The following is a 22,727-nucleotide window of genomic DNA, read 5'->3' on the forward strand; positions in this document are numbered from 1 at the left end:
ATAACACCGGGAAGCGGGGGATAGCAGTCCGTATCACGCGATCGGACCCAGCCCGATAACGACCATCGACCCGTAACCGAGGGCGAACGCGAGGAGAAGCGAGCCGATCCAGGCGACGACAGTGAGTCCGAGCTTTCGCGGGCTGATACCGCTGGCCCCGGTGACTGCGAGACCGCTGCCGATGATGGCACTCACGATAATTTCGTTGAACGAAACTGGCACTCCGAGCAGGACCGCGGTCTGGGCGATGAGAAACGACGGGACGAGCGTTGCGATCGAGCGTCGCGGACCCAGTGACGCGTACTCCTGGGAGATCGATTTGATCATCCGGGGTGCGCTCGTCCATGAGCCAACGAGGATACCGATGCCACCGCCGAGCAACACGGCCAAGGGTGACACCAGCGAGTGGTCCTCGATCAGCGGGAACAGCGGACCAACGGCCAGGCCGACCTGGCTCGCCCCAGCGGAGAACGCGACGAGCGCGCCAAGCGAGAGCAAAAAGCGACGCAGCCCACCAGCGAGGTCACGGCGGACGTCCCAGCGGACGAGGGCCGCCGCGAGCGTTCCGAAGACGAGCGAGACGGCGACCACGCCGGCGACGCCGGCGACGGGCAACAGACCGGTGCCGCCGGCGGCGATCGATCCGCCAACCGACTCGAGAACCACGAACTCGAGGTTGACGACGACCGCACCGACGAGACCGGCCAGGATCGGCACGCTGACGGTCTCGGGGACGTCCGATCGTGGAAGGACGCTCGCGATGCCGTATGCGATACCGCCGCCGACGAACGGGGTCAGTACCCACACGGCTCCGATTTCGGCGTACTTCCCCCAGGCGGGATCGCCGCCGATCGCGAACCCGACGCCGACGACCGCGCCGGTTACCGTGAACGCGGTCGCGATCGGGTAGCCGGTCGAAATACCAAACGCCATTAGCCCGGCACCGATCACCAACACGACGATGACGCCGACGGTCGGAAGCGTCACGCCGTCGACCAGTCCCGCACCGACAGCCTCCGAAACGCTCGCACCCTGGGTTACTGCGCCGGCGAAGCCGAGGATGCCGACGAGAAACGCCGCACGCATCGTCGAGATGGCGTTTGCGCCGACGGCTGGCGCAAAGGGCGTCGCCCCGCTCGAGCCGGCACCGATGACCCAGGCCATAAAGAGACTCGAGATCCCGGCGACGAGAAACAGGAGTATCGTTGCGAGTTCCATCGGAAAATACGCGTCTGAAACTCCTCAGTCGGCGCCTGTGGGCGTCGTCTCCGCGGCGGTGCGCTGGCTGCGCCAATAGCCCTGAACGTACGCGCCGACGAACATGCCGGCCAGCGCCCAGAGGATCGTGACGTTGCCGACACCGAGGCTGGCGTAGGCCGCGCCGGGACAGATCCCCGACAGCCCCCAGCCGACGCCGAAGATCGCACCGCCGATCAAGACGTTGCGGTCGAACGACTTCAGCCGCCGACCGTAGGTGTCGCCCGTCAGCGGCGCGCGGTCGCGGAGTCGCGGCATCACTGCGAAGGCGATCCCAGTGACGATCGCCGCACCGAACATGACGAACAGCAGTCCGAAATCCTGGAACTGCAGGAAGTTCAAGACGACCTCCGGGCGAGCCATGTGGCTGAAGCCGAGGCCGAAGCCGAAGATCAGGCCGCCGACGAAGATCACCGGCATGAACAGGGGATGTCGTTGCTGACTCATACTACGGTGTCACCCCCAGTGCCATCACGACCTGGGCCGTTCCGATCGCCACGATCAGGAACGTGATCACGCCGACGATCGACGTCTTCGACGCCGAGCCGACGCCACAGACCCCGTGACCAGACGTACAGCCCTTGCCGATCCGGGTCCCGATCCCGACGAGGATCCCGCCGAGGAACAGCCGCCACGGCTGAACGTCGGTCAGCCAGAGCGTGACCCCACCGACGTCGTAGAGCTGGCCGGTCGTCCCGGGCTCGTAGAGCCCGCTCGAGACCAGCCCGGACTGGACGGTAAGCGCGTAAACGAACGCGCCGGCGATGATCCCGAGCGTGAAGACGACCCGCCAGTCACGCGAACTGACGTACTGCTGGAACCGCGACTGGTCCGAGACGTACGACAGCGTCGACTCGAGGAAGGTGCTCGCGCCGGCCGGAATGCCGGTCCCGAGGTAGATGACGACGGCACCGAGGCCGACGAGCACCCCGCCGACGACGTACCGACTGATCCCGACGGGGAACAGCGTCTCGTACAGCGCGGGCGCGAAGAGTTCAGTTACCATTCGGTTGCTGAATGTGGTTAGTCACCGGCCAGGGACTCCTGGCTGGCGGCGCAGTTGTTCGGACCGAGCTCGAGTTCGAATGCCTCCTCGTCGCCGGCCTCCTGCTGGCCGAGGTTCGTCGGAATGATGTCCTCGTAGTTGGCAGGGCGAGGGGGCATATCCGAGAGGATCAACTCGACGAACGCGTCTTCGTCCATCGTCAGTGCATCCATCTCCGCCTCGAGCTGGCCGATCGGTGCGGTGTAGGTGCCGTCGTCGGCTGGCTCGGCGGCGTCGCTGAAGTGAGCGCCGCCGATGAGCGTCTCGTCGGGCAGAGTCAGCACGCGTTCTTGCAGCGACTCGTAGAGCTGACTCGCCGCTTCGGGCGCACCGTCGTCACCCTCCTCTAAGTCGGGGCGGGCGACGCTCTCGACGAACAGCCCGTCGCCGGTCGCGAGCAGCGAGCCGTCGATCAGGTACGAGGTCATTCCGGAGGTGTGGCCGGGCGTGGAGACGGTTTCGATCGTCGCCGACCCGACCTGGAACTCGTCGCCGTCCGCGGCCAGCGTCATCTCGTCGGCGTAGGTGACGCCCCGGTCGACGGACGCCTCGGGGATAACACCCTCGACGCCTTCCTCGGCGAGGTTCCGAACGCCCGAGATGTGGTCTGCGTGGATGTGCGTGTCGATCGCGTACTGCAGATCGACGCCGAGTTCGTCGGCGTCCTCGAGGTAGCGGTCCGTGAACGCGCGCAGCGGGTCGATCACGGCCGCCTCGTCGCCGTCGGCGACGAGGTAGCCGAGACAGCCACTCGAGGGGCGCTGATACTGGTAGAGCGTCCCGCTTCCGTCGTAGCGTTCGACCTCGACGCGCTCGTAGATGCGCGCCCAGCCGTTCATTCCCTCCTCGAGGTGGTCGACGTCGTAGCCACGCTCGGCGAGCGAACCGGCGACGAACTCACTGGCACCACCTTTGGCACAGAGAACCGTGACCTCGCGGTCGTCCGGCACCGCTGCCAGAACGTCGTCGTCGAGTTCCTCGTCGAGGAACTGGAAGTACGGAACGTTGATCGATTCGACGTTCTCGCCGTCGATCCGCCACTCCTCGTAGTCCGACTCCATCCGCGCGTCGAGCAGCGTGACGTTCTCTCCCGCGTCGATACGTGCTTTCAGCTCGTCCGGCGTCACCGATTCGATCTCGACGTCCGGCGTTGGAAAGTCCATCTCGTCCATGTTGTACACTGCCCAGTACTGGCTGCGAGCACTTAAGGTTTTGTATAGTATTTCCCACACACCACAATACCGATGGCGAGGGCGAAGAGCGTGACATTGGTATACGCGTGTATGAACGGCTATAGCTACTATACCGTGATCCAACCCAACACCGGGTGTTTGAGTACAGTGCAATAATCGATACGCTTTTATGGGTGGCACCGATATTGTATGATAGCTCCAATACAGAGCACAAAGATCGACCATGAGTTCAGAATACGATACCACGGAGACGCTCGACGTGAAAGGACAGTCTTGCCCGATGCCCATCGTCAAAACCAAACAGGCCATCGACGACCTCGAGGCCGGCGACGTACTCGAGGTTGTGGCAACCGACTCGGGTAGTATGAGTGACATCCAGGGTTGGGCCGATGGAACCAGCGGCGTCGAGCTCCTCGATCAGGTCGAGGGAGACGACCTCTACACCCACTACGTCAAGAAGACGGACTAACATGAGTACGGACAACCAACCGACAGCAGCGGACGAGACCGAGGGCGAACTGGAGCCCGAAGCCGAGATCGACCCCGCGGAGTTACAGGCGCTGCGCGAACGCGTCGACGAACTCGAGGAGTCGGTCGCCGAGAGCGACGCAGCCGACGACGGGAAGAAGATGACCATCGTCGCAACCCAGGGGACCTTCGACATGGCGTACCCGCCGCTGATCCTCGGGAGCACGGCCGCAGCCTTCGGCTGGGACGTCGTCGTCTTCCATACGTTTTGGGGACTCGATATCCTCCACGAGGAGAACTCGAAGAACCTCAAGCTGAGCGCCGTTGGCAACCCGAACATGCCGGTCCCGAACGCCATCGCCGCGATTCCCGGGATGGATCGGATGGCCACCCGCATGATGGAAAAGCGCATCGACGAGAACGGGACCGCTACCATCGAGGAGTTGATCGAACTCTCACTCGAGAGCGGCGTCGATCTCCAGGCCTGCCAGATGACCATCGAGTTGATGGACTACGACGAGGAGGACTTCTACGACGGCGTCACCACGGGCGTCGGTGCGGCGACTGCATTACAGCACATGGCCGAATCCGACATTCAACTGCTGGTGTAGTCCATGACCGACTCTGCGTTCGTTCGCTCGAAACCGAGTCTACGCGTCGTCGAACAGGTCGCCGACGCAGAGGACGTCCCTCCCGGTTCCCTCGAGCCGCCACTCAACGACGCCGTCGATCCGACTGCGTTAGACCGGCTGTTCGAACCGACGACTGCCGTCGGCTCGACGCGACGTGGCCGTATAACGTTCAGCTACTGCGGGTACGACGTGACGGTTGCGTCCGATGGCACCGTCGACGTGACGTAGCTATGACACCTCATGCGATCGTATCGACGGTCGCTCGAGAGAGGATCTGCTGACCATTCAGCGCGAGTGCTGCGTGCGTCACTTATCAATACTGATAAGTATGGTGGTTAGAAACGGTCAGTACGTGGTGAGATGAGTTTTGAAGATCTCGTTGACTAGTCTGTTGGAATCAGGGCGAAAGGAAGTCGGAGCCCTCCGGCGAGACGGGCGCGGGAAGATATTAGTTGCCGTCGCCTTCCCGTGGGCGCTCTTGTTGGGGTCACGCATGGCGTTGCCCGTGTTACTTCCCCACATCCAGAGCGAGTTCGGGCTGAGTCTGTCTATCGTCGGGTTCCTGGTGACGTTGCTCTGGCTCGGTGGTGCAATCGGGCAACTGCCCGGCGGGATCCTCGCTGATTATTACAGTGAAGGGGCGATCATGACCCTCTCCCTGGGTCTGGTAGTAATCGCCCTCACGGCTGTCGTCCTCGCACCGAACGCAGCCACCCTGTTCGTTGCGGTTGCGATATGGGGGCTCGCCACCTCGCTATACCCGATTGCACGCATCACGATCCTCTCTGAAACCTACCCGGATCGGCTCGGAAGCGCTCTCGGGCTCACCATGGCAACCGGAGATATTGGACAAACTCTCATCCCACCAGTTGCGGGTGCGCTCGCAGCAGTGCTCGTCTGGCAAGCAGGACTCGGCTTCATGATCCCGCTTCTCATCCTCGGGGGTGTCGGCATCTGGCTCGTCGTTCCGAGGCAATCTCGAGCGGAGGGTTCGACGGTAACGTTGTCTATGGACACGGCTCGCGACGTTGGAGATGAGTTGCGCCGCCCAACGATGATGTTCGTGAGTTTCATACTCATCCTGTTTTTCTTCTTCTGGCAAGCGTTCACGTCGTTCTTTCCAACGTATCTGGTGGTCGAGAAGGAGGTCTCGGCAACGATGGCGAGTATCCTCTTTGGGGTGTTTTTCGCGGCAGGTGCGATCGTCAAACCGATTGCTGGGGTGGCCTACGATCGGATCGGCATGCGATGGGCGCTCATTAGCGTACTCCTCGGACCGGTCGCAGGGCTCCTTTTGCTCCCGGTGGTCGAGAGTCTCGAAATGATCCTCATAGTGACGTTGGTGATCAGTACTATGCTCGGCAACGGAGCGATCACGCAATCGTTCGTCGCAGAGCAGTTTCCGGCGGATATACAGGGGACTGGACTTGGGTCTGTTCGAACCGTGTCGGCCGTGGTCGGCGCGACGGGACCAGTCCTGTTCGGTATCGTAGCGGACCGCGGATTTTTCAACGAGGGGTACGTCGCCCTTGCAGTAATCGTCGTGATCGTGATCGTGCTTACGTACCGAATGCCCAACCCAAAGAAAAGCGCCTAACACAGTTCTCAGGGCGTACTCAGTCCGGACAACAGCATGGTTTTCGGTGGTTCGTGGCGACGGCAATGCTGTCAGCAGTCAGACTGAAAGCTGCAACGATGTGCCGGCGCGATCGCAGGACGGCTCGCGGTCGCGCCGGGATAATTTACAGTACACCGCATCAACGCGCTTCTCACACTTCCGACGAGAACTAATACGGTGTACTGCAAATCGGGACCGCCGAAACCGCGACCGGTCTGCGGTTTCAGCGGGAAAACGGTACAGCAATCCGTACAACAGAGTGATCTCCGATCGGAAACTACTCCCGAGTGTCCGGGAGTTCAGGTGGTTCGGAACCATCGGCGAGAAGTTCGTACGTATCTTCGAACTCCTGGATGAGCTGTCCCATCTTCACGTACCAGTCGTTCATCATCCGTTGCATGTCGTTTGCGATTTCGGCCGGGTCGGTGGGGTAGTAGACGTGGTAGTAGCCACCTTGTTCGTAGTTGATCTGTTCTTTCTGGATGAAGCCGCTCTCGTACAGTCGCTGGATCGATCGGTACGCCGTCGAGCGCTCACGATCGACCCCATCGGCAACGTCGTCGATCGTCAACGGCTCGTCGCTCTCGACCATCACCCGGAAACACTCCTTGTCGAGACCTTTGAGACCGTGAATACACTCCAACAGCCCTTCACACTCCATATCCTGCTGGAGTTGTTCTGACATCGATCGAGCCATGTTCTACTAGTCCAGAGGTGCCACGATGATAAAAGGGTTTTGTGGATATTGCACACTCGTATTAGAGTTGGTGACTGTGTCTTCGATAGCCACCCGAGATGCGAGACGGCAGCCCCCACCCGAAGGCAGTGGTGACGGACCGTCTCGAACGGGTCTGTCTCGAGCGATCGGACGCTGGACGCGTCAGCAACACTGACAACCCACCGCCGTTATATCGTGGTGCTCGTCGAACGGCGACCCGGAACCGATGACCGACGACACCGATACCGAGCAGACGGCCACCGATCCCGGTCGCGAGATGGGACGGGACATGTCGGAGTTGAGTACGGTCTTCGGCGACGCGTATCGCGGGGAGTTAGATCGGGAAACGACCTGGCGAACACGTCTCGACCAGACGACGACCTGGAGCGTCACGGTGGTCGCTGCGATTCTCACGTAGGCGTTCTCGAGTCCAGACAACCCACACTACGTCATCCTCGTCGGCGTGTTGGCCGTCGGAATGTTCTGCTGGATCGAGGCCCGCCGATACCGCGATTACCACGTCTATCGCGCCCGCGTCCGACTGTTTCAACAGGACCTATTCGCGAACGTGCTCGATCCATCACTGACGGTCGAACACGACGAGTGGCGGACCGAACTGGGTGAGGACTACCGACAGCCAACGTACAAGATCACGATGTTCGAGGCCGTGTCGAACCGGCTTCGACGAATCTACCTGGCGCTGTTGATCGTCCTCGGCCTCGCATGGCTCTTTCGCGTGGCGGCGTTCGCCCCTGACGCTTCGCTCTCCGGGGCCGCATCGGTTGGAACGGTCTCCGGACCCGTCGTCTTCGTGATCGTCGGCGCGTTCTACGCGACGTTGGTCGCGGTCGTGCTCTGGCCACGCGAACGCGAGGCCAAAGGGGAGTTTCGCAACGGCGAGGCCGGCGAGTGGAAAGACGAAGAGTGATTCGAGATTGTATGGTATTGGGAACTACTGGAAATTTTTTAGGCATACCGCCCCAACTATCCGTGTATGAGCGAACCGTTCGTCGTCATCGGCGGTGACGCGGCAGGAATGAGTGCCGCGAGCAAGGCAAAGCGAGAAGATCCGTCTGTGGACGTCGTCGTCTTCGAGAAAGGCGAGTGGGTATCGTATGCGGCCTGCGGGATGCCGTACTACGTGAAAGGGGAGGTCGACGATCTCGACGACCTCGTTACCGTCACACCCGAGGAGTTTCGAACCGAACGGGACATCGACCTGCGGACGGGTGAAGAAGTCGTCGACATCGACCCCGACGCCGAAGTGGTGACGGTCGACGCCGACGGTGAAACCTACGAGCAACCGTACGGCGAACTCCTGGTCGCAACCGGTGCGAGCGCGATCGAACCGCCGTTCGACGGGCTGGAACTCGAGGGCGTATTCACGATCCACGACATGGACGAGGCCGACGCTATCGAAGACTACGTCACCGAACGGGACCTCGAGACCGCCGCAATCGTCGGGGGTGGCTACGTCGGCATCGAGATGGCCGAAGCGATGGCAGCCCACGATATCGACGTCCACCTCTACGAGATGTTGCCCCACGTGCTCCAGCCGTTCGGCGAGGACGTCGCCAACGTCGTCGAAGAGCACCTCCGCACACACGGAGTCAATTTACACCTGGAGACCGCCGTTTCGGGATTCACTGGAGCGAAGCGAGTCGACGGCGTCGAACTCGAGGACGAAACCGTGCCCGCCGACGTCGTGATCGTCGGCGTCGGCGTCGCACCGAACGTCGACCTCGCCGAAGACGCCGGGATCGAACTCGGTCCGACTGGTGCCATCGCGACCGACGAGTACGGCCGAACGACCGCCGAGAACGTCTTCGCCGCTGGCGACTGTGCCGAGGGCCGCCACGTCGTGACCGGTGACCCGGATCACGTCCCGCTGGCGCTGACCGCCAACCGTGCGGGCCGGGCGATCGGTCAGACCGTCACCGGCGATCCGACCCCGATCGGCGAGATCGCGGGGACGGCCATCGTGAAGGCGTTCGACCTCGGGGCCGCCCGGACGGGTCTCCTCGAAGAACAGGGCCGCGAGGCAGGGTTCGATCCGGTTTCTGTCACGATCTCGGCGTCGACGCGCGCTCACTACTACCCCGGCGGCGCGGAACTCACGGTCACGCTCGTTGCTGACCGAGAGAGTGGCCGGCTACTCGGGGGCACCGTCGTCGGCCGTGAGGGTGCCAAACGAATCGATACGGTCACGATGGCGCTTCACGCGGGGATGACCGTCACCGAACTACAGAACGCCGATCTGGCGTACGCACCGCCGTTCAGTCCCGTCTGGGATCCGGTCCTCACCGCGGCGAAAGTCCTCGCCGGGAAACTCGAGTGACGATGTCCGGCGCTGACGAACTCGGGAATCCTTCTGACGACGTCGACGCCCCCGTGGCGTACGTCGCCGACCACCGCGCGGAGCTGATCGATCTCGCCCTCGAGTTACTCTCGATCGATACGTCGAACCCGCCCGGCGACACCCGAGAAATCGTCGCGTTCATCGAGAACTACCTCTCGTCGCGTCCGGTTTCCGTCGAACGGATCGCGGTCGACCCGGCGAAACCGAATCTGGTCGTGTGGGTTCCGGGGCGGCGGGATCGAACGCTGCTGTACAACGGCCATCTCGATACGGTGCCGTTCGACGCCGGCGAGTGGTCGATCGACCCGCTCGGCGAACGCGTCGACGACCGCCTGTACGGACGCGGTGCCACCGACATGAAGGGGGCAGTGGCCGCGATGCTGTTCGCGCTCCGGGCGTACGCGGCGACCGACACCGAGCCCCCTGCCGACCTGGCGTTCGCGTTCGTCAGCGACGAGGAAGTCGGTGGTGACGCCGGCTTGCCGGCTCTGCTCGAGGCCGATCGACTCGCGGCCGACGCCTGCGTCATCGGGGAGCCGACCTGCGAACGTGATCGCCACTCCGTGACGGTCGCCGACCGGGGGAGCATCTGGCTGACCCTCGAGGCGGTTGGCGAGGCCGCACACGGCTCCCGTCCGGTGCTCGGCGAGAACGCGATCGATCGACTCTACGACGCGATTACCAGGCTTCGAGAGCGGGTCGGAACCCGACGACTCGAGATCGATCCCGAGATCGACCCGATACTCGAGGAGTCGGTCGCCTTCTACGAGCCGACGATGGGTGCCGACACTGCTCGTGACCTGTTCGCGACGCCGACGATCAACCTGGGCGTCCTCGAGGGCGGAGAGGCGATCAACAGCGTCCCGCAATCCGCCCGCGCCGAAATCGACGTGCGACTGGCTGCCGGTGTCCAGACGCCCGATATCCTCGCCGACGTTCGAGCGTGCGTCGCCGCCTGTAAGGGAATTACGATCGCGGACGCCTCTTGGAGCATCGGAACGGCCGAACCACTCGAGCAGCCGATCGTCGAAGCCACGTCCTCGACCGCCGAATCGACGATCGGCGACCGGGTGTACCGACGGAGCGCGACCGGCGGTGGTGACGCCAAAACGCTCCGAAACGCGGGAATACCGACGGTCGAGTTCGCGTTCGGAACCGACACCGTCCACGCCGTCGACGAGTACCTCACCGTCGACGCACTCGTCTCGAACGCCGTCGTCTACGCACAGCTCCCAGAGGCGTGGACGACCGCCCTCGACGACTCGTAGGCTGGATCGAGTTCGTCGGATTCGGAACGATGTTCGCCGTTCCCTATATTGTGCAAAAGTAGCAAGATTATTACCGGCACCGAGTGTAGTATCGGTTCCGAACACGATGACTCCACTCGAACTTCGAGCAGATATCCCCGCGCTACAGGACGATGTCTACCTCAACTTCGGCGCTCACGGTCCGAGTCCGGAGTACGTCGTCGACGCCGCAGACGAGTTCGTCCGTACACACGAGTACGACTCCCCCGTTACGGACGACCCGTACGAGACGGCGTTTCGAGCGTTCGATCGCACGCGAGAGACGGTCGCGTCGTTCGTCGGCGCCGACCCCGACGAGATCGCGCTCACAGAGAGTACGACGGCCGGAATCAACGCGATCGCGAACGCGATCGACTGGCACCCCGGTGACGTCGTCGTCCGAACGGATCTCGAGCACCCTGCTGGCATCCTTCCCTGGCAACGCCTCGAGCGAGAGGGCGTCGAGGTTCGCGTCGTCGAGACCGACGGCGGTCGAATCGATCGCGATCGGTTCGCCGAAGCCGTTTCCGACGCCGACCTGGCCTGTTTCAGCGCGGTGACGTGGACCCACGGAACGCAGCTTCCGGTGGCCGAACTGGTCGACGTCGCTCACGACGCCGGCGCGCTCGCGCTCGTCGACGCGGTACAGGTTCCCGGACAGCTGTCGATGGACGTGTCGGCGTGGGGGGCCGACGCGGTCGCCGCTGCCGGCCACAAGTGGCTGCTGGGACTGTGGGGCGGCGGCTTCCTCTACGTCGATCGGTCCGTCGCCGACGGACTCGAGCCGCGGACGGTCGGCTATCGGAGCGTCGAGACGCCGACCGCCGACCCGTTCGAGTTCGCCGCCGGCGCGCGTCGGTTCGAAGTCGGATCGGCGAATCCGGCCTCCCACGTCGCACTCCGCGAGGCGATCGACGTGATCGACGAGGTCGGTATCGGCCGAATCGAAGACCGCGTTCGCCGACTCGCCGGCCGACTGGCCGACGGCCTCCCCGACGACCGGCTCCTGAGCCCGTCGACGCCGGAATCGGGCCTGGTGACGATCGACGTCGACGACCCGGCCGAGACGGTCGATCGCCTGGCCGCCGCCGGCATCGTCGTTCGACCGTTACCCTGGCCGAACGCCGTGCGAGCCTCCGTCCACGCGGTCAACACCGCTGGCGACGTCGATCGACTGCTCGAGGGGCTGGAGCGCGAGTGGTAAATCGAGGCAGCTGAACGAAGTTACCCGATCCGAACATCGAGTCGAGCACGTCCCGATACGGTTCGTCTCCGACGCCCAATCGATGGCGCCGAACGCGTCGATCATAGGGAGGTGGACGTGATGTAGCGAACACGCCACCCGTGCAACGGTCTCGTCCTCGACTACGTCCGCGCCGTTTTCGCGCGCTGCGATCCCGGATACCAACTCGATCAGTTCGATCGGGAGTTCCTGCCCCGCGAGGACGGCGAGTGTCATTCGTCGTCGGTCGTTTCCGAGCAGCCGATACCAATCGCCTTCGGTCGGGTCGTTCGAAGCGGGCGATCCGCGTGTAGGGTGGCACACCTGAGCGACGAACGTCACCTGCGCGGCGTGATGCGTCGTGGGCTGCCCAAAAGCCCATCGGAGCGCTTTCGTCGTTCGACACCGTACGTCTCGTATGGACGAGGGCAACGTCGTGATCGAGTGTCACGACTGTGCGTTCCGCGAGTCGTTCGCGAATCTGGGCCGCGCCCGCATCGCACTCGACGATCACGAGTCGGAGACGGGCCACAGCGTCGACTGGGAGATCGATAGTGTCGCCCCTGGCGTCGAACGGGCGGGAGCCGATGCCGGCATTTGCGGCGTCCCCGACTGTGAGAATCCGGACTCGGCACTTCTCGACTGGAACCAAGCCAACGGCGAGCCGTAGCGGTCGCCAGTAGCGCCACAAAGCCAACCGAGCGCATCAGTTCCCGGTTCGAACGACCGAGGCGACGACCCGTACAGACGAAGACGGCGGGGAGCAACACACTGTCGAGAGACGCTCACGGCCGCATCCGGTCGGGGAAGACTGTAGTCCGTCCGCGGTGAAGACGACCCTATGGTCTCTCGCCGCACGTCGCAAGCGGTCGCCGCGTTGCTCGCACTCGGCGCGCTCGCCGCACTCGGCTACGCGCTCCGGTGGCGATCGAACCCGTCGCCGTGTCCGTACGCCCAGCGCCGCGCGATCGACCTCCCGCGTCCTGTCATCACTCGCTCGAGGCTGCGGGAGGTGCTCGAGCCCCGCCCCGGCGAACGCGTTCTCGAGATCGGCCCGGGAACGGGCTACTACACGGGCACGGTCGCGCGGGCGCTTGAGCCGTCCGGAACGGTGCACGCAGTGGACATCCAATCCGAAATGGTCGAGCACCTGCGAACGCGGCTGCGACAGGAGGGGCAGTCGAACGTCGAACCGATCCGCGGCGACGCGCGATCGCTTCCGTACCCGGACGACGCGTTCGATGCCGCATACCTGGTTCTCGTACTCGGGGAGATTCCCGACCGAAAGCGGGCCCTCGATGAACTCGAGCGGGTTCTGAAACCCGACGGTCGACTCGTCGTCGGAGAATCGCTTCCCGACCCGCATTTCGTCGGGTTCGAACGGCTGCGACGCAGTGTCGAACGGCGAGGACTGACGTTCGAAACGCGCGTCGGAACGCGAGCCGGGTATTTCGCTCGCTTCGACGCGGGGACCGCGAAGCGATCGACCGATCCCGCCGAATAATTGGTTGTTAATAGATGGTGCAAAACCGTATCGATACTCTCGAGAGAGGAGGGAGCCTCTCACCTCACTTCGACAGCCACTGAGGTCGGAATGGAGCAGACACAGTGAGGAATCCCGGATATCGTAGCGCGCCCGCCGCGGTACCGCCGATCGATCGAGTCCGCACTAATATTGTACATCACACACAAAACCTTTAAACACTATCAGACCATACGTAGCAGTGATGGCAACTGATGCACGCGACGACGTTTCGGCGCAATCGTTCGACGAACCGGTCTACATCGACGGCAGAAACCACCTCGAGGACGTCACGTCGGACCACGACGTGGTTCTCGTGGACTTCTACGCCGACTGGTGTGGCCCCTGTCAGATGCTCAACCCCGTCCTCGAGACGCTTGCGGACGAGACGGACGCTGTCATCGCGAAGGTCGACGTCGACGACCACCAGCAACTCGCCGGAGCCTACGGCGTCAGGGGCGTTCCGACGCTCGTTCTCTTCGCGGACGGTGAGCAGGTCGAACAGCACACCGGCGCGTTGCCGGCGGACCGACTGCGTGACCTGATCGAGGGATACACCGAATGAACGAGGCCACAACCGACTCCGTCTCCGAAGTCGTGATCGTCGGCTCCGGCGTTGCGGGGCTCTCGGCGGCGGTCTACGCCGCACGAGCCGACCTCGAGCCGATCGTACTCGAGGGGCCGGAGCCGGGGGGCCAGCTGACGCTGACGACCGACGTCGAGAACTACCTGGGCTTCCCCGACGGCGTCGGCGGTATGGAACTGATCCAGCGCGGGAAAGAGCAGGCCGAACGCTTCGGTGCCGAATTCGAACACGCCACCGTCGAGGAGGCGACGCTCGACGATCGGCCGTTCGAACTCGAGCTGTCAAACGGCAACACCCTGCGAACGCGCGCGCTGATCGTCGCGACCGGCGCGAGCGCGCGCTGGGTCGGTGCCGACGGCGAGGACGAGATGATGGGTTACGGCGTCTCGACGTGTGCCACCTGCGACGGCGCGTTCCACCGGGGTGACGACGTCCTCGTAATCGGTGGCGGCGACTCCGCGATGGAAGAGGCGCTCTTCCTCGCGAAGTTCGCCGACAGCGTCACGGTGGTCCACCGCCGAGACGAGTTACGCGCCTCCGAGGTGATGGCCAAACGAGCGCGCAACCACGACGTGATCTCGTTCCGCTGGAACACCGAACTCGTCGAGATCCGCGGCTCGCAAGCGGAGGGAGTGACCGGCGCGACGCTCGTGTCTCACCCCGACGGCCATCCGACGGAACGCGACGAATCCGCAGTCGAACGCGAGACGGTCGACGCCGGCGGCATCTTCTACGCCGTCGGCCACGTCCCCAACACCGACTTCCTCGCGGAGACGTCGATCGAACTGGCCGACAGCGGCCACCTCCGCACCCAGGAGGGGCTGACGACCGAAACGGCGGTCGAGGGCGTCTTCGGGGCCGGCGACGTGATGGATCCCCACTATCGGCAGGCGATCACGTCCGCAGGAACCGGAAGCATGGCCGCCCTCGATGCCGAGACGTGGCTCGAGCAACAGGCCGTTCGCGAAACCCCTGCAGCCGCCGAAGCACCGGCCGACGACTGACGGGAGACCGTCTGATACGGTCTGCGATGACTGATACCGGTCGATCGCTCACCGGTCCGCGCTCGGCTGGGACGGACGCATAGCGGTCCGTATGAGAGAACGACAGCGGTTCGAGTCAGCCCTCGAAGACGTAGTTGTCTGCCATCTCGGCGGGCGTGATCACCTCCACGTCGCCTGCCGCCGCGCGCTCGTCGAGGGCGGACGCCGCCTCTTCGAGGCTCGTCAGTGCATCACTCTCCTCGAGTTGATAGTAGGCAAGTGACGTGATACCGCCCCATTCGGCCGTCCAATCGATCAGGCCGGCTGCCTCCTCGGGGTCGGGATTGGCGACGAGCGAACAGAGGTGTGGATTCCCTGCGTACCCTTGCGATTGTGTCTGTCCCGCGAACGCCAGATCGAAGTGCTCCTGGACGAGTTCGTAGGAGTCGGCCGTGTACTCCGAACCGGGGAACGCGAAAAACCGGGCACCGTCCTCGTAGCCGTGTTCGGTGAGCCAGTCGATCGAGTCGGTGAGGTCCGATTCCAGTTCGGAGGGATCCACGCCACCCAGTTGCGTACCGCGTGCGGACTGACTGGCGATCGTCCAGCCGGCGTCGTCGAGTTCGTCGACCTGATCGTACTGGAGTCGGTCTCCTGCGACTGCGGCGTCGGGACGGAGCCGATTCGTCGGCACGAACGCAGTTGCCGGGAGATCGTACTCCTCGAGAACCGGGAACGCGTCCGTGTAGTGCGTTTCGTAGCCACCGTGGAACTGGAGCATCACCTTCCCGGTCTCGGGAGTGGGAACGAAGTGGAAATCATCGACCCACAGCTGACTGTCGGTGTCCTCGCTGAACCAACAGATGACCTGAAGGACGATGATTTCGCTCGGATCCGGATCTCCGTGAATGCGTGTGATCCCGAAGTTCTTGCGAACGAGCGGCATTCCGGGCAGCACCTGTTGGCTGTACTCGACGTAGTCTCCGTCTTCGTCCTGCAGTTGGATCCGAACGATTCCGCGGTTGTCGGCGGTCATCGCGAGTCCCGGCGTGACGTCGCGAACGTCGATCGGTTCGTCGAGCGAACGCCGAATTCGAACCTGCCCGTCATCCTCACGCGGTGTGAGACGTGCCGACTGTGAGCCACCGTATGCTCGATCCGTATCCGCCTCTAGCGAACCGATGTCCTGGAACGCCATCCAGTCGTCGAGCGTTTCGAAGTCGTCGAAGGTTCCGACCAGCCCCGGGGTCGGTTCGTCTTCCTCGTCAGTTTCGTCCTCCTCTGGGTCGTCATCCTCGTCGGTATCGGTCGTCTCACTGCTGTCGTCGTCACGATCACCGTTGCCATCACCGGGATCGTCGTCAGTCGCTTCGTCGCCCACACATCCCGCGATTGCGAGTCCAGCTATCGTTGCAGTCGTCGTCGTAAGGTACGTTCGCCGTCTCATCTGTGTGGTACGAAACGGTTCTGCTGACACGAATTGTTATGAGCACAATAGCTCCAGTGATCGTCTCTGTCATCGAAGATTATTATCGGTAACCGGAATGAACACCGTCGACTGTATTCCGCTACTAGGGAGCTTCGATCTGAGAAAGTCCACAGCCGTGATACGGACCGCTGTACCGCTGTCCTACACGACAGGTTTGTGGTCGAACCGGTACTGACGTCGAGCGGATAGTGCCAAGCGACGGTAACGAACGATACGTCGATCGACGGCTGTGCTGCAGTCAGGTGTACAGGGACGTTTCTACGAGAAAGGAGAGAAACCCAACGCCACTAGTCGTGAGATGAATTCCGCACTGTGCGTGTTAGATTACGTGAGATGACAGGTCGACTCTCGACCATCACGTAATCGTGTACTTCCGACGGCAGCGGGGTTGTGGGCGAATGCCGGCCACGGGTTTACCGGACCGGACCACCAACCCGTGAGTATGATATCGCCCGACCAACGCTCTCGACGGACGCTGCTCTGTGCGGTCGCGAGCGGAATCAGTAGCGCCGTTCTCGCGGGCTGTACTGATGGGACGGGCGAAGGTGACGCCGAATCGGACCGCGACGACGAGGGTCCCGACGAGGCTGCGGACGACGCCGATCCACCAGACGCCGAGTGGGAAGACGTCGACGCGATCGAACTCGAGGCCCACGCCGACGACGGGTGGATCGGACATCGTCCGGCACCGATCGACGGCGAAACGAACCCCGATCTGGCCCTCTACGAGGGCCGCGAGTACGAGTTTATCTGGACGAACGCCGACGGTGACGTACACAACTTCGCGATCTGGGAGGACGGAGACGAGCCGCTAGTTTCGACCGCGTTCGTCGATACCGAGGGTGAAGAAACGACGACCGTCGTCGAGGCAGGCAGCGAGATGGACGTCTACCTGTGTGAAACCCACGAACGGGAGATGGTCGGATCGCTCGAGGTCCGGGCCGAGTAGTTCGCCGTCTGTGCTGTATCCGGTCCTTACACCCATCAGATGGCGAGACGGACGCCCGTTCTGTACTGTCCGACAGTACGGCCAGGGCCGTTCGACCGCCGTTCCCTCGGCGTCGTCAGGAGGGTGCACCGTCGTCGATGTCGTTCGGTTCGTCGATCGGCGACAGCGCGATGTACAGCGACCCGAAGATGATGACGACGTTGACCGCAGCGACGAACCCGGCGAGTCCGGGATGACCGAGCCCGTACACGACGGTCGGGAAGAGCGCGAGCAAACCGACAGCAGCGGCGTGACGTGGTGACACGTCTTCGAGCATAGCCGATTGTACGGCTCGAGGCGTAATCAATCTAGTACCACGAGCGCAGCCAACACGAGCGCTGCGAGTCGCCGACCGCCGAGTCGCGTCTGCCGACAGCCAACGGAGACTGTCGCCTCGAGAAGGGAGTCGAGAGTCCTCGGCACCGAGCGCGTCTCGACTCGTCACTGGTCTGACTCGCTGAACAGGGGGGAAAACGCCCACACGAGCAACAGAGCGATTCCGACGATACCGACTGCAATCCCCTGGAGAACCGTCAGTTCGACGTCGAAAAACGCGAGCACCGTTCGCAGTTCGACGACGATCACGAGGAGTATCGCGATCAGGATCAGGAGTTTGGCGGGGGAGGTCCGCATCAGGTGATTCACGGTTCGGTCCCGACTAGGGCCTCGAGATACATTCCAGTGTCGATGGTAGATAGCACGGACGCGACGGTCTCGACGACGACCGGGAACGGACCGATATCGGGGCCGAACAGGCCGCCGCGACTCACGATATTGGCGAGTGGGAACGCGTAGGCGATAGCCACGAGAACGAGCGCGATCGCGATCCACACCCGGAGGTCGTCGAGGACTCGCGGTGAATCCTCGGGACCGGACAGCGCCGGCGGGATCGTCCCGTCGACGATGGGCTCGCTGTCGTCGTTGAAGGCAGTCAGGAGGATCAACACCAGAAAGAGCATGGCCGAGACGAACAGCAACACGCCGCCGATGGCGAGCTGAGCGCGGATCTCGGGAATCGAGCCGACGGCGATCTCGTAGTCGAAGTCGTACTGCGGTTCCGCCGAGCGCCGGGGAATGCCGATCAGTCCGCCGCGGTACATCGAATTCGTCATAAAGACGATGCCGACGAACCAGAGGACGACCTGCACCAGCGCGATGTCGCGTCCGACCAGTCGGTTGCCGGTCAGTTGCGGAACGAGCCAGTACGACCCGGCCATGAACGTCAACGCGACCGCCGTTCCGACCTGCGTGTGGATGTGGCCGGGCACCCACAGCGAGTTGTGGACGAGGTAGTTGATGTTCATGCCTGCGTTGACGATGCCTGTGAACCCGCCGAACGCGAAGACCACACCGGCGAGAGACATTCCGGTAAAGGCCGGGTCGCGCCAGGGGAGCGCCCGAAGCCAGTTGAAGTAGCCGTCGCCGCCGCGTTGGCGGGCCCCGTGTTCCATGCTCGCGACGACGGTGAACGCTGTTAAGAAGCTCGGTAACAGCAGGAACATCGTGTTCGTCATCACGATAAACTTAAATCCATCCGAGATGCCCGGATCGAGATACTGGTGGTGAATCCCGACGGGCGTCGAGAGCAGTATAAAGAGGATGAAGACGACGCGTGCTAGTGGATCGCTGAACAGCCGCCCGCCGGAGAGTTTGGGCAAGACGGTGTACCACAGGAGGTACGCTGGCAACAGCCAAAAGTAGACGACTGGATGCCCGAAGTACCAGAACAGCGTCCGCGTCAGCGTGGGGTTGAGACTGCCTGTGAGGCCCAGCGACCACGGTAAGATGAACGCGAGAATGGATACCGCTACGCCGATCGAGGAGATATACCACATAATCATCGTCGTGAGGACCATGAACGTTGGTAACGGGATGCGTGCATCCGGATTGGTTTTCTTCCAGGACCACCAGGTTCGGAACCAATCGGCACCGGCAAGCCACGTCCCGACGACGAACAGGACGAGTCCAACATAAAAGATCGGATTCGCTTGCAACGGCGCGTAGAACGTAAAGAGGACGTCGGCACTCAGTTCGGAGCCGAGGACGGTCGGCGGATCGTCCAGAAACCCGGCGAGTATCGCGATCGCAGCCAGAAGCGTCCCGGAGGACATCAACCCGTACCACGCCCAGGTGAGTCGCATGTCGACGGGGCCACGACCCAGACTGTCCGTCACCGCCCACTGATAGAGTCCCACGAGGAAGAAGATCGTGAACGTGATGACCAGAAAGACGCCGTGGCCCGTCAAGATGGTATAGTACGTCGGCGACTCGACGAGTCGGAGGATGTCGGTTCGGTGTAACGCCTGTAACACGCCGAAGAGCGCCCCGATCCCCAGGGCGACGTAGGCGGTCAGAAACGCCGAACGGACGACTCGAGCCTGCTTGGGATAGCTGTCGACGAACAGGTCCGTCACGAGTCGTCACCTCCGTCCTCCTCGTCGCCGACCGTTACGGACCCGCTCTCGGTTTCGTCATCCACCGAGATTGTCCAGTCGTGGTCACCCTCGCCGAGCTCCTCGCCGTCGACGGTGATCGTCACCGTCTCCGAACCGTCGCCGGCCACCGTGACGTCCTCCTCGAACGTCTCGTCGCCGATCTCCGCCTCGAGGGTGACGTCGAGGTCCTCGAGCAACCCGTTGTCGATCGTCGCCTCGAGTTCGACGTCGTCCCCAGGAGCGACCGATTCCGGCGCGTCCACTGCGAGTTCGGTCAGAGTGAACTCGTCTTCGGGGTGGACGATCAACTCGCCCTCCATGTCGTGGTGACCGGAGCCACAGTACTCGTTACAGACCACCCCGTACTCGCCGGGTTCGTCGAACTCGACGGTCATCACTGACACCTCGCCGGGAATGACCATCGTGTTCGTGTTCGTTCCGACGACGGTGAAACTGTGGATCACGTCCCGAGACGTGACGTAGAACGTCACCTCGCTGTTGGCCGGGACTTCGATCGGATTCGGCTGGAAAATGAACGTCATCGCGACGACGTAGGCCTCGTACTCGTCTTCACCCACCTGTTCGACGCGGGGATCCGCAAAGCGTTCGTCGTCGTCTATATCGTCCGGTGGGAGCGTTGCTTCCCGATCGTCGACCATGGTAATTCCGAGCCCGACCGCCCCGTACGTGATCGTGACGATGAAGCCGACGATGAGTACCATCGCCCCGATCAGCCACAGCCGTTCGTACTGGTGAATCTTCATCGTCGGGACCTTACAGGACGATCATCGGCGTCGGTGCGTTCCCGAGGAATTCGACGAAGTACGTAAACACCCACATCAGCGTGAGGACGACGAAGTACAGGACGATCAACGCCAGCGTCCCGTATGGGTCGAACTCATCGTGGTCGATCTCTCGAGCAGCGGTGGTGTCATCCATGGCGAGCGCGATACCACGGTAACGGTAATAAAAGCAGGTGCAGTTACCTGACATAAATCACACTTTCACCCGTGAAACGATGGAAGTAAGAACAGGATACACGGGGCGATCTGGCTGTCGCTGTCGACCGTACGAAGCAACATCAGTGAACTGTCTAGACTAGTAAAATTGTAGAGTCCACTGTCCGCCTGGTCGGGATCGACTCGACATCGGGGCTGTCGACGACACTACCCGAAACGAATCGATCGGTGATTTCGAATCGATGCCGACGGCGAGCGTTACGTGAACGCACTCGCGACCAGCAGCGGGAACACGAGCGTGGCTTCGGCTTCGATTTGCGTGTAGTTCGTCCGCCGTTCTTTGATCTTCCCCCACGACACCGCTTCGTTGGGCGGCGCTCCTGAGAGTGACCCATCTCCTTCCATCCCCGTCGAAATGTAGACGACGTAGTCGGCCCCACCCCGAAAGAGGTTCGTCATGATCGCGTGGTGTTTGGGCACGCCGCCGCCGACGGCGATCAGTCCCGTCGTATCGGCGAGCAAGCCGTCCTCGATGAGCGAGTCGTAGTCGTCCAGAATCTCGATACCGACCGCCGAGTCGTATCCCTGCCGGTAATAATAGAGGAAGTTTCCGACCTCCGCGTCCGTCAGCGCCGGACAGTAGACGGGAACGTCGTTGTCCGCGGCCTGTTTCAGGACGGAATCTTCGTCATCGAGCGTCTCCCCGAGTTCCCGGGCGAACGCCGTCGGCGTCCGAACCTTCTCTTCCGCGAAGAAATCCTCGAAGAAGTCGTAGAGATACTCCTCGAGCCACACGTATCGATCGGACGGGACGAAGATATTTCCGAGACGATTGATTCCACGGTCACGAAGCGTCGACTCGTCGGCGTCCCACTCGCCCATCTTGAACGGCTTCTCGGTCTTGATGACGTCTTCGGTCAACGAACCCGATGTCGTGATGAGCACGTCGACGTACCCTTCGCGTACCAGGTACGCGACTGCTTCACGCAGCCCCGAGGAGATGATGTTCGAGGTGAACGTGAGGTAGACGGTCGCGTCGTCTTCTTGCATTCGTTCGGCGATATCGACGGCTTCGGCGAGTTGCGTCGCCTGAAACCCCGTCGTCTCGTAGGACGACATGAGGTCCTGAAAGTCGAACTCGCCGCGGAAATCGTATCCACGGACGTCCGCCGTGGATAGTTCGTCGTCGCTCCCCGGAAGGACGTGTTCGCGGGATTCGTCGTCGGTCATACCCTCTCGTTGTGCGACGACTGATTTGAATCCCTCGTCTCGAGCCGAGTGAGCGCGCCGAGACGACCGCGACTACCCGACCATCGCTCTCGTATACACGAGCATAACAATGCCAACTGCGATCACGACCGTTAACCATGCGAAGAAGATCACCGTCGCTTGACGGCCCGTAAGCTGGTCGCCGCTAAGCACGTCGTCGAACACCATGCCCGATAGTAGCCAGCACCCCGAAATAAAGCGTTTGGTCTCCGGTGGGTCACAGCTCGTCCGCCGTGATCGCCTCGAGGTTCTCGAGGTGTTCGCCGACCGAACGATAGTACCAACTGTTCCCGACGCTCGTACTCACACTGTCCATAGTCACTTATTGGTTTGAGCTGAATATTTCATTTAGCCCACAACAAGGGATCGGTCGCCGACGGAACGTGATACAGGCATCGTAACAGTAGACCACATCAAGTATATAATAGTACAACATGTACGGACGTACCGACCTCGATCAAACTCACTCGATCGTTTATTACAGGAGTATGATTGTAATCGAAGAGCGACCATGTTCGGTCTATTTTTCAGGTTACAGCGGGAGACCAACCAGTAAAGGTATCGCTCGTACAACACATACATATAAAAGTCCACGTATAGCGGACCGGTACCGCGACGACACGAGCCCAGCCCAGCGCGCAATCGGTGGAACCCATCCACATGCTCCTATCCGGAGAGCAAAGCAAGCGTACCGCCCA

General features: G+C 62.4%; 25 protein-coding genes and 1 pseudogene. 13 read left to right on the top strand and 13 right to left on the bottom strand.

Going from position 1 to position 22,727, the window contains the following annotated elements; translation table 11 throughout:
- Positions 1 to 33: 33 nt before the first annotated feature.
- The 4 genes from GRS80_RS04380 to GRS80_RS04395 are packed head-to-tail and all read right to left on the bottom strand — an operon-like array spanning position 34 to position 3,474.
- Entirely contained in the window at positions 34 to 1,218 is a 1,185-nt protein-coding gene (locus GRS80_RS04380; protein ID WP_160046511.1) for an inorganic phosphate transporter, read from the bottom strand.
- 24 nt (positions 1,219 to 1,242) lie between these two features.
- Positions 1,243 to 1,704, bottom strand: coding sequence for a YeeE/YedE family protein (locus GRS80_RS04385; RefSeq protein WP_160046512.1), 462 nt, complete (start codon positions 1,702 to 1,704; stop codon positions 1,243 to 1,245).
- Position 1,705: 1 nt separating this feature from the next.
- Positions 1,706 to 2,263 carry a YeeE/YedE family protein gene (locus tag GRS80_RS04390; protein ID WP_160046513.1) on the bottom strand — a complete coding sequence of 186 codons (558 nt, stop codon included), beginning with the start codon at positions 2,261 to 2,263 and terminating at the stop codon, positions 1,706 to 1,708.
- 17 nt (positions 2,264 to 2,280) lie between these two features.
- A complete protein-coding gene (locus GRS80_RS04395) occupies positions 2,281 to 3,474 on the bottom strand; it encodes an MBL fold metallo-hydrolase (RefSeq protein WP_160046514.1) in 1,194 nt (397 codons plus the stop codon).
- 244 nt (positions 3,475 to 3,718) lie between these two features.
- Here GRS80_RS04395 and GRS80_RS04400 point away from each other — a divergent pair, with 244 nt between their 5' ends.
- The 4 genes from GRS80_RS04400 to GRS80_RS04415 all read left to right on the top strand — a co-directional run bounded on the left by GRS80_RS04400 (position 3,719) and on the right by GRS80_RS04415 (position 6,192).
- Entirely contained in the window at positions 3,719 to 3,964 is a 246-nt protein-coding gene (locus GRS80_RS04400) for a sulfurtransferase TusA family protein (RefSeq protein ID WP_160046515.1), read from the top strand.
- A gap of 1 nt (position 3,965) precedes the next feature.
- Positions 3,966 to 4,574: a DsrE/DsrF/DrsH-like family protein gene (locus GRS80_RS04405; protein WP_160046516.1), complete on the top strand. Its 609-nt coding sequence runs from the start codon at positions 3,966 to 3,968 to the stop codon at positions 4,572 to 4,574.
- A gap of 3 nt (positions 4,575 to 4,577) precedes the next feature.
- Positions 4,578 to 4,823, top strand: a complete 246-nt coding sequence (locus tag GRS80_RS04410) for a HalOD1 output domain-containing protein (protein ID WP_160046517.1) — start codon at positions 4,578 to 4,580, stop codon at positions 4,821 to 4,823.
- A gap of 253 nt (positions 4,824 to 5,076) precedes the next feature.
- Positions 5,077 to 6,192 (top strand): MFS transporter, encoded by a 1,116-nt coding sequence (locus tag GRS80_RS04415; RefSeq protein WP_235019643.1) that lies wholly within the window; start codon positions 5,077 to 5,079, stop codon positions 6,190 to 6,192.
- A 298-nt stretch (positions 6,193 to 6,490) separates the two neighbouring features.
- Here the strand turns inward: GRS80_RS04415 and GRS80_RS04420 are convergent, their stop codons facing one another.
- The gene (locus GRS80_RS04420; protein ID WP_160046518.1) at positions 6,491 to 6,910 is read right to left on the bottom strand and encodes a helix-turn-helix domain-containing protein; all 420 of its coding nucleotides are present in this window, start codon (positions 6,908 to 6,910) and stop codon (positions 6,491 to 6,493) included.
- A 247-nt stretch (positions 6,911 to 7,157) separates the two neighbouring features.
- On the opposite strand from GRS80_RS04420, the pseudogene GRS80_RS04425 reads away from it, so the two are divergent.
- From GRS80_RS04425 to GRS80_RS04460, 8 genes and pseudogenes are all read left to right on the top strand, one after another.
- Positions 7,158 to 7,859: pseudogene (locus GRS80_RS04425) on the top strand (DUF2270 domain-containing protein).
- A gap of 66 nt (positions 7,860 to 7,925) precedes the next feature.
- Positions 7,926 to 9,269: an FAD-dependent oxidoreductase gene (locus GRS80_RS04430; RefSeq protein ID WP_160046519.1), complete on the top strand. Its 1,344-nt coding sequence runs from the start codon at positions 7,926 to 7,928 to the stop codon at positions 9,267 to 9,269.
- A 2-nt stretch (positions 9,270 to 9,271) separates the two neighbouring features.
- Complete coding sequence (locus GRS80_RS04435) at positions 9,272 to 10,558, top strand: M20/M25/M40 family metallo-hydrolase (RefSeq protein ID WP_160046520.1); 1,287 nt, start codon at positions 9,272 to 9,274, stop codon at positions 10,556 to 10,558.
- 106 nt (positions 10,559 to 10,664) lie between these two features.
- Complete coding sequence (locus GRS80_RS04440; RefSeq protein ID WP_160046521.1) at positions 10,665 to 11,780, top strand: aminotransferase class V-fold PLP-dependent enzyme; 1,116 nt, start codon at positions 10,665 to 10,667, stop codon at positions 11,778 to 11,780.
- Positions 11,781 to 12,216: 436 nt separating this feature from the next.
- Positions 12,217 to 12,468 (top strand): hypothetical protein, encoded by a 252-nt coding sequence (locus GRS80_RS04445; protein WP_160046522.1) that lies wholly within the window; start codon positions 12,217 to 12,219, stop codon positions 12,466 to 12,468.
- A gap of 171 nt (positions 12,469 to 12,639) precedes the next feature.
- A complete protein-coding gene (locus tag GRS80_RS04450) occupies positions 12,640 to 13,302 on the top strand; it encodes a methyltransferase domain-containing protein (protein ID WP_160046523.1) in 663 nt (220 codons plus the stop codon).
- A 223-nt stretch (positions 13,303 to 13,525) separates the two neighbouring features.
- Positions 13,526 to 13,885 carry a thioredoxin gene (gene trxA / locus GRS80_RS04455; RefSeq protein WP_160046524.1) on the top strand — a complete coding sequence of 120 codons (360 nt, stop codon included), beginning with the start codon at positions 13,526 to 13,528 and terminating at the stop codon, positions 13,883 to 13,885.
- Positions 13,882 to 14,910 carry an FAD-dependent oxidoreductase gene (locus GRS80_RS04460; RefSeq protein WP_160046525.1) on the top strand — a complete coding sequence of 343 codons (1,029 nt, stop codon included), beginning with the start codon at positions 13,882 to 13,884 and terminating at the stop codon, positions 14,908 to 14,910. The genes trxA and GRS80_RS04460 overlap by 4 nt, the downstream gene beginning before the upstream one ends.
- A 115-nt stretch (positions 14,911 to 15,025) precedes the next feature.
- Here the strand turns inward: GRS80_RS04460 and GRS80_RS04465 are convergent, their stop codons facing one another.
- Positions 15,026 to 16,336 carry a polysaccharide deacetylase family protein gene (locus GRS80_RS04465; RefSeq protein WP_160046526.1) on the bottom strand — a complete coding sequence of 437 codons (1,311 nt, stop codon included), beginning with the start codon at positions 16,334 to 16,336 and terminating at the stop codon, positions 15,026 to 15,028.
- 484 nt (positions 16,337 to 16,820) lie between these two features.
- Here GRS80_RS04465 and GRS80_RS04470 point away from each other — a divergent pair, with 484 nt between their 5' ends.
- On the top strand, positions 16,821 to 17,327 hold the full coding sequence (locus GRS80_RS04470; protein ID WP_160046527.1) for a hypothetical protein: 507 nt from the start codon (positions 16,821 to 16,823) through the stop codon (positions 17,325 to 17,327).
- A 115-nt stretch (positions 17,328 to 17,442) separates the two neighbouring features.
- On the opposite strand, the gene GRS80_RS04475 is transcribed toward GRS80_RS04470, so the two are convergent.
- From GRS80_RS04475 to GRS80_RS20905, 7 genes are all read right to left on the bottom strand, one after another.
- Positions 17,443 to 17,643 (bottom strand): cytochrome-ba3 oxidase subunit, encoded by a 201-nt coding sequence (locus GRS80_RS04475; RefSeq protein ID WP_149082210.1) that lies wholly within the window; start codon positions 17,641 to 17,643, stop codon positions 17,443 to 17,445.
- A gap of 164 nt (positions 17,644 to 17,807) precedes the next feature.
- Positions 17,808 to 17,999 carry a CbaC protein gene (locus GRS80_RS04480; protein WP_149082209.1) on the bottom strand — a complete coding sequence of 64 codons (192 nt, stop codon included), beginning with the start codon at positions 17,997 to 17,999 and terminating at the stop codon, positions 17,808 to 17,810.
- Between the two features lie 8 nt (positions 18,000 to 18,007).
- The gene (locus GRS80_RS04485) at positions 18,008 to 19,780 is read right to left on the bottom strand and encodes a b(o/a)3-type cytochrome-c oxidase subunit 1 (RefSeq protein ID WP_343161444.1); all 1,773 of its coding nucleotides are present in this window, start codon (positions 19,778 to 19,780) and stop codon (positions 18,008 to 18,010) included.
- Complete coding sequence (locus GRS80_RS04490) at positions 19,777 to 20,565, bottom strand: cytochrome c oxidase subunit II (RefSeq protein ID WP_160046528.1); 789 nt, start codon at positions 20,563 to 20,565, stop codon at positions 19,777 to 19,779. The genes GRS80_RS04485 and GRS80_RS04490 overlap by 4 nt, the downstream gene beginning before the upstream one ends.
- 10 nt (positions 20,566 to 20,575) lie before the next feature.
- Complete coding sequence (locus GRS80_RS04495) at positions 20,576 to 20,740, bottom strand: cytochrome oxidase (protein WP_149082206.1); 165 nt, start codon at positions 20,738 to 20,740, stop codon at positions 20,576 to 20,578.
- A gap of 278 nt (positions 20,741 to 21,018) precedes the next feature.
- Positions 21,019 to 21,990 carry a deoxyhypusine synthase gene (locus tag GRS80_RS04500; protein ID WP_160046529.1) on the bottom strand — a complete coding sequence of 324 codons (972 nt, stop codon included), beginning with the start codon at positions 21,988 to 21,990 and terminating at the stop codon, positions 21,019 to 21,021.
- 72 nt (positions 21,991 to 22,062) lie between these two features.
- The gene (locus GRS80_RS20905; RefSeq protein ID WP_255455245.1) at positions 22,063 to 22,197 is read right to left on the bottom strand and encodes a hypothetical protein; all 135 of its coding nucleotides are present in this window, start codon (positions 22,195 to 22,197) and stop codon (positions 22,063 to 22,065) included.
- Positions 22,198 to 22,727 lie beyond the last annotated feature (530 nt).

Source organism: Natrialba sp. INN-245 (assembly GCF_009807105.1).
Taxonomy (GTDB): domain Archaea; phylum Halobacteriota; class Halobacteria; order Halobacteriales; family Natrialbaceae; genus Natrarchaeobius; species Natrarchaeobius swarupiae.

What these genes read in the sequence shown, in the direction of transcription:
- GRS80_RS04390 (WP_160046513.1), bottom strand. Translation starts at nt 2,263, where the DNA reads ATGGTAACTGAACTCTTCGCGCCCGCGCTGTACGAGACGCTGTTCCCC.
- GRS80_RS04410 (WP_160046517.1), top strand. Translation starts at nt 4,578, where the DNA reads ATGACCGACTCTGCGTTCGTTCGCTCGAAACCGAGTCTACGCGTCGTC.
- trxA (WP_160046524.1), top strand. Translation starts at nt 13,526, where the DNA reads ATGGCAACTGATGCACGCGACGACGTTTCGGCGCAATCGTTCGACGAA.
- GRS80_RS20905 (WP_255455245.1), bottom strand. Translation starts at nt 22,197, where the DNA reads ATGGTGTTCGACGACGTGCTTAGCGGCGACCAGCTTACGGGCCGTCAA.
- GRS80_RS04495 (WP_149082206.1), bottom strand. Translation starts at nt 20,740, where the DNA reads ATGGATGACACCACCGCTGCTCGAGAGATCGACCACGATGAGTTCGAC.
- GRS80_RS04465 (WP_160046526.1), bottom strand. Translation starts at nt 16,336, where the DNA reads ATGAGACGGCGAACGTACCTTACGACGACGACTGCAACGATAGCTGGA.
- GRS80_RS04490 (WP_160046528.1), bottom strand. Translation starts at nt 20,565, where the DNA reads ATGAAGATTCACCAGTACGAACGGCTGTGGCTGATCGGGGCGATGGTA.
- GRS80_RS04430 (WP_160046519.1), top strand. Translation starts at nt 7,926, where the DNA reads ATGAGCGAACCGTTCGTCGTCATCGGCGGTGACGCGGCAGGAATGAGT.
- GRS80_RS04470 (WP_160046527.1), top strand. Translation starts at nt 16,821, where the DNA reads ATGATATCGCCCGACCAACGCTCTCGACGGACGCTGCTCTGTGCGGTC.
- GRS80_RS04385 (WP_160046512.1), bottom strand. Translation starts at nt 1,704, where the DNA reads ATGAGTCAGCAACGACATCCCCTGTTCATGCCGGTGATCTTCGTCGGC.
- GRS80_RS04445 (WP_160046522.1), top strand. Translation starts at nt 12,217, where the DNA reads ATGGACGAGGGCAACGTCGTGATCGAGTGTCACGACTGTGCGTTCCGC.
- GRS80_RS04500 (WP_160046529.1), bottom strand. Translation starts at nt 21,990, where the DNA reads ATGACCGACGACGAATCCCGCGAACACGTCCTTCCGGGGAGCGACGAC.
- GRS80_RS04400 (WP_160046515.1), top strand. Translation starts at nt 3,719, where the DNA reads ATGAGTTCAGAATACGATACCACGGAGACGCTCGACGTGAAAGGACAG.
- GRS80_RS04475 (WP_149082210.1), bottom strand. Translation starts at nt 17,643, where the DNA reads ATGCTCGAAGACGTGTCACCACGTCACGCCGCTGCTGTCGGTTTGCTC.
- GRS80_RS04380 (WP_160046511.1), bottom strand. Translation starts at nt 1,218, where the DNA reads ATGGAACTCGCAACGATACTCCTGTTTCTCGTCGCCGGGATCTCGAGT.
- GRS80_RS04405 (WP_160046516.1), top strand. Translation starts at nt 3,966, where the DNA reads ATGAGTACGGACAACCAACCGACAGCAGCGGACGAGACCGAGGGCGAA.
- GRS80_RS04450 (WP_160046523.1), top strand. Translation starts at nt 12,640, where the DNA reads ATGGTCTCTCGCCGCACGTCGCAAGCGGTCGCCGCGTTGCTCGCACTC.
- GRS80_RS04440 (WP_160046521.1), top strand. Translation starts at nt 10,665, where the DNA reads ATGACTCCACTCGAACTTCGAGCAGATATCCCCGCGCTACAGGACGAT.
- GRS80_RS04395 (WP_160046514.1), bottom strand. Translation starts at nt 3,474, where the DNA reads ATGGACGAGATGGACTTTCCAACGCCGGACGTCGAGATCGAATCGGTG.
- GRS80_RS04435 (WP_160046520.1), top strand. Translation starts at nt 9,272, where the DNA reads ATGTCCGGCGCTGACGAACTCGGGAATCCTTCTGACGACGTCGACGCC.
- GRS80_RS04480 (WP_149082209.1), bottom strand. Translation starts at nt 17,999, where the DNA reads ATGCGGACCTCCCCCGCCAAACTCCTGATCCTGATCGCGATACTCCTC.
- GRS80_RS04460 (WP_160046525.1), top strand. Translation starts at nt 13,882, where the DNA reads ATGAACGAGGCCACAACCGACTCCGTCTCCGAAGTCGTGATCGTCGGC.
- GRS80_RS04420 (WP_160046518.1), bottom strand. Translation starts at nt 6,910, where the DNA reads ATGGCTCGATCGATGTCAGAACAACTCCAGCAGGATATGGAGTGTGAA.